Source organism: Photorhabdus sp. CRCIA-P01, from assembly GCF_003545805.1.
GTDB lineage: Bacteria > Pseudomonadota > Gammaproteobacteria > Enterobacterales > Enterobacteriaceae > Photorhabdus > Photorhabdus antumapuensis.
Map to the genome: position 1 here is coordinate 1 of NZ_NMQR01000017.1, position 12,776 is coordinate 12,776.

Here is a 12,776-nt window from a genome sequence, read left to right on the forward strand (position 1 = left end):
GGATCAGACCGTTTTAGGGAGGCGGTACGGGGTCATTGGGGTATTGAAAATCGCGTCCATTGGGTGCTTGACGTATCAATGAATGAAGATGCGTGTGCCATTCGTCGCGGCAATGCTGCCGAGATATTAGCGGGTATGCGGCACTTCTCGCTTAATATGCTACGTGCAGAAACCAGTGTAAAAGCCAGCATGCGACGCAAAGCAAACATGGCCAATATGAGCAGTGAGTATTTGGATAAAGTTTTAATTGCAGGTTTTCAGACATTGGGCAAGAAATGAACATTCATGCTCTTGCCCTGGATAAATATACAATTGAAATATTTAATTAGCACTTATTGAAAGGTAGTGACGTATCACAGAAAAATTCCCCATAATTAATGGAAAAAGTGAGATTTTACATTAATATTTTAAATGGCGTAATTTAAATGTTTCATCTAATTGCTTTCTGTAAAGTGAATAAATACTTACCTAATTAATTCTCATCGGAATTATTTTTCTGGCCTATCTATTGTTGAAGAGCCTATATTTTATTGCCAGAAAAAGTCGATGTTTTTGCTATGGCTAATCTGGTGATTAGCCAGGGGGAAAATTCAACTTGGTGACATACCAGTAGTGATAGCAGTAGAGACGTTGGAACTGGGTCAGATGGATAATTGATATATGAAGTTATTCTAAATGTATATACCTAATAGATTTCGAGTTGCATCGCGACGGCAAGGGAGCGAATCCCCGGGAGCATAGAGAACTATGTGACCGGGGTGAGTGAGTGCAGCCAACAAAGAGGCAGCTTGAAAGATAACGGGTATAAATTCAAACTTAGGAGAATTCCCATGGATAAAATAAGAACAGTTGCTGAAACTTTGGCAATATTACATCAGAATCATCATCCGTTTGGTCTGGAACGACAGCCAAAGCAACTTAAGACCTCGGATTTTGACGGGCCGGTAATATTTTCTAATGATCTGAAAACGGCTACTGTGCCACCTGCATTTTTTACGGTACAAACTATACAAGAGCTGAAAGCACTCGGCGGTGTGCCTGATAGTCGGTATGGCCCTGGAAAAATGGAATCATATCATCCGTTACCTGAACCATTCTCTGCTGAACGACTGGCAAACGTCCCGGGAAATCATATTGATTTGTGCAAAGCTTTTCGTGCCTATATCTATGGTGATTCCGCTTTGGTCAAAGATTATGAAGAAATGCTTAATGCTAAGCGTTTTCCGATGAAAGTTGCGTTATTCAGTGGCGAAGAGATCACTGTTACTGCAAATAATCCATTGATTATTAAAGATACAGAACATAGTGGCGAACCCATTGTCTTGGTGTACAAGCAGATAACTATTGAACCGGAAGGCAAAATTATTTGCTACACCAACGGTAGGATTGAAGCAAGTGTCATTCACGGGGCTGAAAACGGTCCACAGCACTTTATCAGTGCAGGGATAGATGGAGCAATTGGTGCTGCTGGTGCAACTGGAAACAGCGGAGCTAATGGCATTGCTGGTTCACCTGGTCTTCAGAATAAACATACCTGTGTCGTTGGGACTACATCAGGTACTGATGGAATTAAAGGTTCTTCGGGAGCGCGGGGATCGGATGGCGAACCAGGTGGAGAGGCGACGAGACTAACTGTTGTATGTACTCATGTGGATGGGCAGATACAGTTGTGGTCGATGGGTGGCGATGGTGGTAAGGGGGGGAATGGCGGTCGTGGTGGTGGTGGCGGTGATGGTGGTAAGGGAGGGCATGGTAGTTTTTATGGTGGTATTGCTGATTATCGTCATTATCATACTGATAACACACTGTGTCAGCCTGCGGATGGGGGATGCGGAGGTGATGGCGGGGATGGAGGGGATGGGGGTAATGGAGGCTGTAGTGGAGATGGAGGTGACATAGATTTTAGCTATTCCACGGGTAATCCACATATTATGAGTCAGTCAGCACCAGGTATGATAGCGCCTGGCGGTAGGGGAGGATATGGAGGGAAAGGTGGTAATGGTGGTATCGGTGGTATCAAATCGGATAAGAATGGAGACGTAACTCAAGACGTAGGTTGTTTCGGAAAGGCGGGTAAAAGGGGTATGAATGGACAGTCAGGCCAGTTAGGACAGGATGGGCGGGTATATGTCAACGGCAAATTGACTGAGATGAAGCCAAGTGTGTTTCGGTTTTCCAAGAAAGAACTGTCTGGAAACGAGTAGATTAGGGATAGTGAGATTATCAGGGTGAAATCTGAGGTTTTTCATCAAAACAACTGTAGTTCTGTAATTAACTCAGTGCACCATAGGGTTAATATGTGCACTGAATTTGTAGTATAAAATTTTCGAGAAAAGTTATTTCAACCAACCTTTCTTCTGTGCGATTTCCAGTTGTGGCAGCAGATATTGCCATAATTCAGGATAGGCATCGGCAATGAATTTATTGCGGTTAATCACCTGCTCAAAACGAATACCATCTTCTACCCAACTCTGCCCTTTATTATGCAGATTCATCAGCATCGGCATTAGTCTATCCAGCGTAAGAGCGAAATTGGCGTCTTGGCTTTCTGCTGCTTCATACTCTTGCCAAAGTGACATAAAATGATTTTTCTGTGGTTCGGGAAGTAAACCAAAAAGACGGTCGGCGGCTTTGATTTCCTGTTCATGAATGGCTTCACGGGCGGCTAAATCGTAAACCATCACATCACCGGCATCAATTTCTACAATATCGTGAATTAATGCCATTTGAATAACCCGCTGGATATCTACCCCTTTTACATAGGGCGCAAAACTCATTGCGGCGATAGCAAAATGCCAGCTATGCTCGGCTGAATTTTCCCGACGATGGTTATCCAGTAACTTTGTTCGCCGCTGAACTTTTTTCAGCTTATCCAACTCCATCAAAAAACCGATGACATTCGTAAAAGGGCCAAAATCAACGGTAGATACTGCTAACGACATACAAACCTCATCAATTATTTTTCTTCTTTGAGAGAGTAAGGCAGAGGCTGAATAGTGAGTGAATGTCCTTCATCGTCACGGACACGGAATACACCATGACTTTCCATATCATTATTCATGACGACTTGTATCCAGACATTATCATTATTCAACTTAACGGCGGACAAAACGGTACCCGTTCTCCGCCACTTATCTCCTAATTGCCATTCCAAATCATCTCCAGCCACGGGAATTTTGCTGGCACTGCCAGCCAGCCAGTACATGGCACGTTTATTAGCACCGCGATATTTAGCACGAGCCACCATTTCCTGCCCGGTATAACACCCTTTTTTAAAGCATATCCCTCCAGCCAATGCCTGTAGGTTAGTTGCTTGGGGAATAAACTGTGCACTATTTGCCGCATCAATGATCGGGAAGCCAGCTTCAATATCCAGAGCTAACCACTGTTCGCTGTTATTAAGCTGAGCTTGAAGCTTTTCTGTTAACTGCTCAGCAGTTGCGGTGTTTGTCACCAGAAGGAAACGTTCAGACGGCAAGGTAAAATGGAGTAGAGTAGTGGCTTCATATTCAACAACAGCATTATCAGTATCCGGCAAGGTTGGGAAGAGGCTACTTAGGGCTTCCCGACAACTGTTACCTGCAACACCGAGCAATACCGCATTTTCATCCTGAGCAAGAGCAATTTTGGAGAATAATGCATATTTTTTTAATTCTGTAAGCTGATTTCCCAGCACACTACGGCGCTCAATATAAGCAAGACTTTCACCGCGATGGAAGAGGCGCAGATTACTCCACATTTTACCCTTTGCGTCACAGTGCGCACTAAGCACATGTTGATTCGCTGCAAGTGCGGAAATATCCGCTGTCACCTGACCTTGTAGATATTTTTCTGCATCCGGTCCAGTTGCTGCTACTAGTCCCCAGTCATCCAGAGATATTAAAGTCAGGGGAAGGATTGATGAAGACAATGGAGATTGTGAAGAAAACGGAGTTTTATAAGCCATGACATATCCTGCCAGTCAGATATTTGAGCCAATGATGCATAATGGTAAAAGAGCTGAAGCACAATGCAAGTAGTTATTATTGCTATTAGCTGGCATGATGCATCAGTTGGCCGGGCGACTTATATGGCTAATGGCGTTAAAACTAACAATGAGAATTAAAAAGGGGAGCTTTTGAACATGGATATTGATAATAAAGCACGTATTCATTGGGCATGCCGGCGTGGAATGCGTGAGCTGGATATTTCAATTATGCCGTTTTTTAACTATGAATATGACTCGCTCAGTGATGATGATAAACGACTTTTTATTCGCTTACTTGAATGTGCTGATCCTGATCTGTTCAACTGGTTAATGAATCATGGGCGTCCAGAAGATGAAGAGTTATTCCGCATGATTAAACTTATTCAGAATAGAAATAAAGATCGTGGTCCTGTGGAAATGTGATCTCAGGGTATCTTGGCATACCCAGCTAATTTCTACCTGTGTTCATGGTGCAATAGCGCTTATCGTACTACTTGCTCCATGGCCTGCGGATGACGCTATTTTCTGGATTTTCTGGCTTCCTTTGGTACTGTTGATTATTGTCAGTTGGGGGCGTAGCCAGAAAAATATCCGTAAATCTCAAGGGCTTTTAGTTCTTCTCAGTGATAATAAGTTGCAATGGAAGAAGCACGAGTGGCAAATTATCCGGCGGCCGTGGTTGTGTCGTTATGGCATATTAATTACGGCTCAATCTTTTTATAACCAGAAAAAAATCCGTTTATGGCTAGCATCCGATGGTATGTCACAGGATGAATGGAGGAATATTAATCAACTGTTGTTGCAATATCCTGATATCTAATTGAGCTGAAATTTTCCTGATTTAAAGTAGAGGCTCCATTTCTTGCAGGATTTGCATACACCATTGCGATAAACGATCATCAGTTTGTTCATACTGGTTTACGTCATCCAGAGCCAGCCCGACAAATTGTGAGCCATTATCCGTTAATGGTTTCGGGCTGGTAAACTCATAACCTTCAGTTGGCCAGAAGCCAATAAAATGCACGCCTGAAGGGCGTAAATGGTGATATAGCATACCGAGAGCGTCAAGGAACCAATCGCCGTAATCAATTTGATCCCCCATACCATACATGGCGACAATTTTCCCCTGTAAATCGAGGGAAGGGATTTGATCCCAAATAACCAGCCAATCTTCCTGCAATTCGCCAAAATCCCATGTTGGGATACCGAGAATCAGTACAGAATATGTTTCCATTAATTCAGGTTCTGTCTCTTTGATATTGTGGAGATCAATTAAATCTTCGCCAAGGATATCGCGGATTTTCTCTGCTACCATCTCGGTGTAGCAGGTGCTGGAGCCGTAAAAAAGACCAATCTTCATCATTAATCATTATGGTTTTTGAATATCTGGGCTGGCATTGTAACAGAATAATTGCTTTTTCAGGCATAATAGCCAGCAGAGATGTGCAGATTTAAGGAAAGTATTTCGTGTCAAAACAACCAACTCAGTTGACTAATCCACTGATAGAACAGTTTCTTGATGCTATCTGGCTGGAACATGCTCTTGCGGAAAATACGCTGGCTTCTTACCGGTTGGATTTGCAGGCACTGGATAACTGGTTGATATATCATGGACACAATTTATTATCTGTCCAGACGATAGATTTGCACTCTTTTATGGCAGAACGCGTGGATGGAGGGTATAAAGCCAGTAGTTCGGCGCGTTTACTCAGTGCCATGCGTCAATTGTTTCTCTATTTTTATCGGGAAAAAATGCGGGAAGATGATCCGACAGCACTTTTGTCTGCACCCAAATTACCAAAGCGATTGCCTAAAGATTTAAGTGAAAAACAGGTCGAAGATCTACTTAATGCGCCCTGTACAGATCAGCCGGTGGAGTTAAGGGATAAAGCCATGCTTGAAGTGCTTTATGCCTGTGGTTTACGGGTATCGGAGTTAGTGGGATTGACGCTTTCCGATGTCAGTTTGCGCCAAGGCGTGGTGAGAGTGATAGGTAAAGGTAATAAAGAACGGTTAGTGCCTTTAGGGGAAGAAGCGATTTACTGGCTAGAGCATTATCTGGAATATGGGAGAGCCGGGTTGCTGAATGGCGCAACGTTGGATGTCCTTTTTCCGAGCAACCGTGGGCGACAAATGACCCGACAGACATTCTGGTATCGTATTAAACATTATGCGCTGTTGGCTGGAATCGATGCTGAACGATTATCTCCCCATGTTTTGCGTCATGCATTTGCCACGCATTTGCTTAATCATGGCGCTGATTTGCGAGTTGTGCAGATGTTATTGGGGCATAGTGATCTATCCACAACACAAATATATACTCATGTAGCAACAGAACGGCTCAAATTGTTACATCAACAACATCATCCGCGTGGGTGAGCACGGATTTAAAGGAACTGAAAATGAAAAAAAGCGTGTTATGTTTTCCTCTTTTGCTGGCCTGGTTTAGTGGAAATGTGCTTGCTGATGATGGTGCTGTCCATCGAACAATGCAAAAACTAGGGATAAAAGCAGAAAGCATCCAGCCATCACCTATCGTGGGTTTAAATACGGTAGTTACTGAGCAAGGTATCATTTATCTATCTGATGACGGGAAATATTTATTACAAGGGCCAATTTATGATGTTAGTGGTAGCGCTCCTGTGAATGTCAGTAATCAATTATTGGTGAAAAAGTTGGAAGCAATGAGAGATCAAATGATCATCTACAAAGCGCCGGAAGAGAAGCATATCGTTACCGTTTTCACGGATATTACCTGTGGTTACTGCCATAAATTGCATGAAAACATGAAAGAGTACAATAAACTTGGTATTACTGTGCGCTATCTGGCATTCCCTCGTCAGGGTATGCAGCACCAATCTGCTAAAGATATGCAATCCATCTGGTGTAGTGCAACACCGCGGAAATCACTGGATGCAGCGTTTAAAAATGAGGATGTTTCGCCAATTAAGGGCTGTAAGGTGGATATTGCTAACCATTACAAACTGGGCCTCCAGTTTGGTGTGCAGGGAACGCCTGCGATTGTCCTTAAGGATGGCAGCTTGTTAGGTGGATATATGCCACCAGAGGCTTTGGCGGCGGCACTGGCACAACGTGGTAAATAAGTTTAGTGAATATTGAAACACAACTTCGCCGCCGCCCGGCGGTGGATGACAGTCATCTTCCACAACAGATTCATCCATTACTGCGTCGTTTATATGCCGTTCGTGGTATCCAGCAAGCTAATGAATTGGAGCGTGGTGTTCAAGGGTTATTGAATTATCAGCATCTGAGCGGTGTGGAACAGGCGGTGGCGCTCTTGTTGGCTGCACTTCATGAACACTGGCGTATCGTTATTGTCGGTGATTTTGATGCTGATGGGGCAACCAGTACGGCATTGGCGATCCGATCATTACGCTCGATGGGATATCGCCATCTGGATTATCTGGTACCAAACCGTTTTGACGATGGTTATGGTTTAAGTTCACAGGTGGTAGAAGAGGTTGTTAAAAAAGGCGCTGACCTAATTATGACCGTGGATAATGGTATCTCTTCCCATGAAGGGGTTGCGGCTGCCCATCAGCACCATATGAAAGTGATTATCACGGATCATCACTTGCCGGGTGACGTTTTGCCGGCGGCTGATGCCATTATTAATCCTAATCTTGCCGATTGTTCGTTCCCGTCTAAATCATTGGCCGGGGTGGGTGTCACATTTTATCTGATGTCTGCTTTAAGGGCGGCGCTGAGAAAAGATCAGTGGTTTGAAAAGCAAGGAATCGCGCTGCCAAATCTGGCGGAAATGTTGGATTTGGTTGCGTTAGGAACTGTCGCCGATGTTGTACCTTTGGATACCAATAACCGGATTCTGGTTTATCAAGGATTGAATCGTATTCGTGCAGGGCGTTGTTGCGCGGGGATACGCGCATTACTGGAAGTTTCCAATCGTGATGCTTATAAACTGACAGCCAGCGATTTGGGTTTTTTTCTGGGGCCAAGACTGAATGCCGCTGGCCGCCTCGATGATATGTCCATTGGCGTCACTTTATTGCTAACTGACGACATGGCAAAGGCGCGTCAGATAGCTTGTGAACTGGACAGTCTTAACCAGACTCGTCGTGAAATAGAGCAGGGAATGCAACAGGAAGCACTGCAAATCTGCGACAAATTTGAACGTACCAGCACTGAACTGCCTTATGGGCTAGCACTCTATCATCCAGAATGGCATCAAGGGGTAGTCGGAATTCTGGCTTCCCGGATTAAAGAGCGTTTTCATCGGCCTGTTATCGCTTTTGCACCAGCTGGCGAGGGGATTTTGAAAGGTTCTGGTCGTTCAGTTCAGGGATTGCATATGCGTGATGCGCTTGAGCGGCTTGATACTTTGCATCCGGGGTTGATACTTAAATTTGGTGGTCATGCGATGGCGGCCGGTTTGTCACTTGAACAGGATAAATTCGAACAATTTCAGTATCACTTTTCTACGCTAATGGCGGATTGGTTAGATATTTCGCAACTTGAAGGTGTTATCTGGAGTGATGGTGAATTAGCGACTAATCAACTGTCATTGGACATGGCGGAAATGTTGCGTGATGGCGGTCCTTGGGGGCAGGCATTCCCGGAACCTATTTTTGACGGTAAATTCAAACTACTGCAACAGCGTATTGTTGGAGAACGACATTTAAAGATGATAGTAGAGCCATTAAACGGTGGGCCGATGCTGGATGGTATTGCGTTCAATATCGATCCTACCCGCTGGCCAGATAACAGTGTCCGCGAAGTAGAACTTGCCTATAAACTGGATGTTAATGAATTTCGTGGCAACCGTAGTGTACAGCTTTTGATCCAACATCTCTGGCCTTATTAATAGTTGAGCGGCAGGTAGTCAGTCATTGTCGCGTACTCTCGTATGAATACGTGACAAATCTGTTGAAGTGCTATAAACCCTGTGCCGAATCCGCTACAATACGCGGTTCGAAAATTATCCATTTATCTACGACTACACAACGTAAGACACGAGAATATGTTTGAAATTAATCCGGTAAAAAACCACATTCAGGACCTGTCTGAACGGACAACGGTTCTGAGGGGGTATCTTTGACTACGATGTCAAAAAAGAGCGTTTAGAAGAAGTAAATGCTGAATTGGAACAGCCTGATGTTTGGAATGAACCGGAGCGGGCACAGGCTTTGGGTAAAGAACGTTCCTCATTAGACGAGATTGTCGAAACGATCGATCAGCTTGAGCAGGGTCTGGAAGATGTACAAGGTTTACTGGAACTGGCGGTAGAAGCTGACGATGAAGAGACTTTTAATGAAACTGTGGTAGAGCTGGAACAGCTTGAAGGCAAATTGGGTCAGTTGGAATTTCGCCGCATGTTTTCTGGTGAGTACGACAATGCTGACTGTTATCTTGACTTGCAGGCAGGCTCTGGTGGTACCGAGGCCCAGGATTGGGCAAGTATGCTAATGCGTATGTATTTACGTTGGGCTGAATCCAAAGGTTTTAAAACTGAAATCATTGAAGAATCAGATGGTGAAGTTGCTGGCCTGAAATCAGCGACCATTAAGATTATGGGCGATTATGCTTATGGTTGGTTGCGTACTGAAACCGGTGTTCACCGTTTGGTGCGTAAAAGCCCATTTGATTCTGGCGGTCGTCGCCATACTTCATTCAGTTCTGCTTTCATTTATCCTGAAGTGGATGATGATATTGATATTGAAATTAATCCAGCAGACTTACGTATCGATGTTTACCGCGCATCTGGCGCGGGTGGTCAGCACGTCAATAAAACAGAATCTGCGGTGCGTATTACCCATATTCCAACCAACATTGTGACTCAGTGTCAAAATGATCGTTCTCAGCATAAAAATAAAGACCAGGCGATGAAACAGCTAAAAGCGAAGCTGTATGAACTGGAGATGCAGAAAAAGAACGCCAATAAACAGGAAATGGAAGAAAATAAATCTGATATTGGTTGGGGTAGTCAAATTCGCTCTTATGTTCTGGATGATTCACGCATCAAAGACTTGCGCACCGGCGTTGAAACTCGCAATACACAAGCGGTGCTGGATGGTGATCTGGACAAATTCATTGAAGCAAGCCTTAAAGCTGGCTTATGAGGAACTAAAATGTCACAACAACAGCAGCAGCAGGGTGCGGAACAGGCTCCCGATTTAAATAATGAACTGCAAACTCGCCGTGAAAAACTGGTAGCTTTACGGGAGAAAGGTATTGCATTCCCGAATGATTTCCGTCGTGAAAACATCTCGGAAGATTTGCACGCGAAATATGACGACAAAACTCAGGAAGAGTTGGCGGCACTGAATATTGAAGTGACGGTTGGCGGTCGTATGATGACGCGTCGCATCATGGGTAAGGCTTCTTTCGTAACGCTACAGGATATGGGCGGTCGTATTCAGTTATATGTTGCCCGTGACGATCTGCCGGAAAGTATTTATAACGAACAGTTTAAAAAATGGGATCTGGGAGACATTCTGGGGGCTCGTGGCAAACTGTTTAAAACCAAAACCGGTGAACTTTCCATTCACTGTACTGAACTGCGTCTGCTGACAAAAGCTTTACGTCCATTGCCGGATAAATTCCACGGCTTGGCTGATCAGGAAACTCGTTATCGCCAGCGTTATTTGGATCTGATCGCGAATGACGAATCGCGCAAAACTTTCCAAATTCGTTCTCAAGTCTTGTCGGCCCTGCGTAGCTTTATGGTCAGCAAAGGCTTTATGGAAGTGGAAACACCAATGATGCAGGTAATCCCTGGTGGTGCGGCAGCTCGTCCATTTATTACTCACCATAATGCGCTGGATATTGATATGTATCTGCGTATTGCGCCGGAACTTTACCTGAAACGTCTGGTTGTTGGTGGTTTTGAACGTGTATTTGAAATTAACCGCAACTTCCGTAATGAAGGTGTATCTCCGCGCCATAATCCTGAGTTCACCATGATGGAACTCTACATGGCCTATGCGGATTACAAGGATCTGATTACCCTGACAGAAGAGCTGTTCCGTACGCTGACGCAGAATATTTTGGGTAATACTCTGGTTCACTATGGCGAGCAGGAATTCGATTTCGGTAAACCATTTGCTCAAATGACCATGAAAGAGGCCATTTGTAAATATCGTCCTGAAACCAATATGGCTGATTTGGATGATATGGATAAAGCGGTGGCTATCGCTGAATCTCTTGGTATTGAAGTGGAAAAAGGTTGGGGCCTTGGTCGTATTCAGTGTGAAATTTTTGAAGAAACGGCTGAAAGTCACCTGATTCAACCCACATTTATCACTGAATATCCGGCAGAAGTTTCTCCGTTAGCGCGTCGTAATGATGAAAATCCGTTTATCACCGACCGTTTTGAATTCTTTATTGGTGGACGTGAGATTGGTAACGGCTTCTCGGAATTGAATGATGCCGAAGATCAGGCTGAACGTTTTGCTGAGCAAGTTCGCCAGAAAGACGAAGGTGATGACGAAGCCATGTTCTACGATGAAGATTATGTCACGGCTTTGGAACACGGTATGCCGCCAACAGCTGGTTTGGGTATTGGTATTGACCGTATGATTATGTTGTTGACAGATAGCCATACTATCCGTGATGTCATTCTGTTCCCGGCAATGCGCCCGCAGAAATAACAGCTTGAATTAAATTTCAACTCCCCTGTGGCATAGCTGCCGGGGGAGTTTTTATTTTCAACTGCCTGAAATACAGACAACTTAAACAGATAATGGCTTGTTGATGCCAACGAAGTCGCTATAATAATTTATGTTATCCTTAAGCGAGCGTAGTTCAATGGCAGAACGAGAGCTTCCCAAGCTCTATACGAGGGTTCGATTCCCTTCGCTCGCTCCAGTTTTGTTTCTTCCTAAAAAATGCTGAGTAGTTCGCATTGAAAGTATATCTTTTGGTATGATGTAAATAAGATCAAAAGAATTTACGAATAATAACCGATATAAATTAATAACTAACTCATCGCCTAATATGAAAAGAATCCCGTTATTAAATCAACCACGAATCAGTTAGGAGTGATATATTATGAATGCGGATACATCACCGTAGAAAGCATTCTATGGTAAATGAATAATTAATAGAGACTATTTACTATGAAAGAAAAGCATTGGTCAAAAATCCAATTTTTACATGAAGCTGTAACTAATCAAAGTATTGTCATCAAAGGAACTCATAGCTATTATAGCGATTGCTGGAGCGGCGGTTTTGAAGAATCTGTCGTTCGCTATTTGTACGGTGATAAGATCAGTCTTCAATGGGAGTCTAAGTGGCCAATTGATAAATTGTATATTGGCGATTATGTTTGCATAGGTGCTGAAACTATCATTCTTATGGGTGGAAACAATACACACAGAGCGGATTGGTTCTGTTTATATCCATTCATGGAATATATTGAAGAGGCATATGTAGGCAAAGGTGACACGCATATTCATGATGGTGTGTGGCTTGGTATGCGTTCAATGATTATGCCAGGCGTCACCATTGGTGAAGGCGCTATCGTTGCTGCTAATAGCGTCGTAACTAAAGATGTTGAGCCATATAGTATTGTTGCTGGAACGCCTGCGAAATTAGTTAAATATCGCTTTGAGCCGCACATTATCAATGAGTTACTTGCGTTAAAAATATATGATTGGTCAGAAGAGAAATTTAATGCTTTAAAACCCTATCTCTGTGCTTCGGATATTAAGGCATTAAAATCTGCTGTAAGATCATATTAAGACAAATAGTTAATTAATTCCGTAGAATAATTAATTAGGCTGGATCCGACTAATTAAATATGATTTTTAAAATGTTCTATTACTGAATT

General features: G+C 43.5%; 13 protein-coding genes and 1 tRNA gene. 11 read left to right on the forward strand and 3 right to left on the reverse strand.

The annotated features are described in order from the left end of the window. The coding region (locus D3222_RS12070; RefSeq protein WP_118986387.1) for an ISAs1 family transposase at window positions 1-279 on the forward strand (279 nt) is incomplete at its 5' end. A gap of 551 nt (window positions 280-830) precedes the next feature. Next, window positions 831-2,204, forward strand: a complete 1,374-nt coding sequence (locus tag D3222_RS12075; protein ID WP_118986388.1) for a hypothetical protein — start codon at window positions 831-833, stop codon at window positions 2,202-2,204. A gap of 132 nt (window positions 2,205-2,336) precedes the next feature. Here D3222_RS12075 and D3222_RS12080 read toward each other — a convergent pair whose 3' ends face one another. Next, window positions 2,337-2,942: an HD domain-containing protein gene (locus D3222_RS12080; RefSeq protein WP_118986389.1), complete on the reverse strand. Its 606-nt coding sequence runs from the start codon at window positions 2,940-2,942 to the stop codon at window positions 2,337-2,339. A gap of 14 nt (window positions 2,943-2,956) precedes the next feature. After that, window positions 2,957-3,946 (reverse strand): tRNA-modifying protein YgfZ, encoded by a 990-nt coding sequence (gene ygfZ, locus D3222_RS12085; protein WP_118986390.1) that lies wholly within the window; start codon window positions 3,944-3,946, stop codon window positions 2,957-2,959. A 177-nt stretch (window positions 3,947-4,123) separates the two neighbouring features. Between ygfZ and sdhE the strand changes: the two genes are divergently transcribed. Next, on the forward strand, window positions 4,124-4,390 hold the full coding sequence (gene sdhE, locus D3222_RS12090) for an FAD assembly factor SdhE (protein ID WP_118986391.1): 267 nt from the start codon (window positions 4,124-4,126) through the stop codon (window positions 4,388-4,390). Then, complete coding sequence (locus D3222_RS12095; protein WP_118986392.1) at window positions 4,371-4,787, forward strand: protein YgfX; 417 nt, start codon at window positions 4,371-4,373, stop codon at window positions 4,785-4,787. Before sdhE ends, D3222_RS12095 begins: the two co-directional genes overlap by 20 nt. 21 nt (window positions 4,788-4,808) lie before the next feature. On the opposite strand, the gene fldB is transcribed toward D3222_RS12095, so the two are convergent. Then, a complete protein-coding gene (gene fldB, locus D3222_RS12100; RefSeq protein ID WP_118986393.1) occupies window positions 4,809-5,327 on the reverse strand; it encodes a flavodoxin FldB in 519 nt (172 codons plus the stop codon). Between the two features lie 107 nt (window positions 5,328-5,434). Between fldB and xerD the strand changes: the two genes are divergently transcribed. The 7 genes from xerD to D3222_RS12135 all read left to right on the forward strand — a co-directional run bounded on the left by xerD (window position 5,435) and on the right by D3222_RS12135 (window position 12,687). Further along, entirely contained in the window at window positions 5,435-6,346 is a 912-nt protein-coding gene (gene xerD, locus D3222_RS12105) for a site-specific tyrosine recombinase XerD (protein WP_232832493.1), read from the forward strand. Between the two features lie 23 nt (window positions 6,347-6,369). Then, window positions 6,370-7,071 carry a bifunctional protein-disulfide isomerase/oxidoreductase DsbC gene (dsbC, locus tag D3222_RS12110; protein WP_118986394.1) on the forward strand — a complete coding sequence of 234 codons (702 nt, stop codon included), beginning with the start codon at window positions 6,370-6,372 and terminating at the stop codon, window positions 7,069-7,071. Between the two features lie 5 nt (window positions 7,072-7,076). After that, window positions 7,077-8,810 carry a single-stranded-DNA-specific exonuclease RecJ gene (gene recJ / locus D3222_RS12115; protein ID WP_118986395.1) on the forward strand — a complete coding sequence of 578 codons (1,734 nt, stop codon included), beginning with the start codon at window positions 7,077-7,079 and terminating at the stop codon, window positions 8,808-8,810. Between the two features lie 156 nt (window positions 8,811-8,966). Next, window positions 8,967-10,065, forward strand: a protein-coding gene (prfB, locus tag D3222_RS12120; protein ID WP_118986396.1) for a peptide chain release factor 2 whose coding sequence is annotated in 2 segments (ribosomal slippage) — window positions 8,967-9,041 and window positions 9,043-10,065 — 1,098 coding nt in all. Because the reading frame shifts where the segments join, the coding sequence is not laid out codon by codon here. A 9-nt stretch (window positions 10,066-10,074) separates the two neighbouring features. After that, window positions 10,075-11,595 (forward strand): lysine--tRNA ligase, encoded by a 1,521-nt coding sequence (gene lysS / locus D3222_RS12125; protein WP_118986397.1) that lies wholly within the window; start codon window positions 10,075-10,077, stop codon window positions 11,593-11,595. A 143-nt stretch (window positions 11,596-11,738) separates the two neighbouring features. Beyond that, a tRNA-Gly gene (locus D3222_RS12130) sits at window positions 11,739-11,812 on the forward strand. 251 nt (window positions 11,813-12,063) lie between these two features. Further along, window positions 12,064-12,687, forward strand: a complete 624-nt coding sequence (locus D3222_RS12135; RefSeq protein ID WP_118986398.1) for a CatB-related O-acetyltransferase — start codon at window positions 12,064-12,066, stop codon at window positions 12,685-12,687. Window positions 12,688-12,776 lie beyond the last annotated feature (89 nt).

Coding starts and splice junctions, on each gene's coding strand:
- D3222_RS12075 (WP_118986388.1), top strand. CDS start 831: ATGGATAAAATAAGAACAGTTGCTGAAACTTTGGCAATATTACATCAG.
- D3222_RS12080 (WP_118986389.1), bottom strand. CDS start 2,942: ATGTCGTTAGCAGTATCTACCGTTGATTTTGGCCCTTTTACGAATGTC.
- ygfZ (WP_118986390.1), bottom strand. CDS start 3,946: ATGGCTTATAAAACTCCGTTTTCTTCACAATCTCCATTGTCTTCATCA.
- sdhE (WP_118986391.1), top strand. CDS start 4,124: ATGGATATTGATAATAAAGCACGTATTCATTGGGCATGCCGGCGTGGA.
- fldB (WP_118986393.1), bottom strand. CDS start 5,327: ATGAAGATTGGTCTTTTTTACGGCTCCAGCACCTGCTACACCGAGATG.
- dsbC (WP_118986394.1), top strand. CDS start 6,370: ATGAAAAAAAGCGTGTTATGTTTTCCTCTTTTGCTGGCCTGGTTTAGT.
- lysS (WP_118986397.1), top strand. CDS start 10,075: ATGTCACAACAACAGCAGCAGCAGGGTGCGGAACAGGCTCCCGATTTA.
- D3222_RS12135 (WP_118986398.1), top strand. CDS start 12,064: ATGAAAGAAAAGCATTGGTCAAAAATCCAATTTTTACATGAAGCTGTA.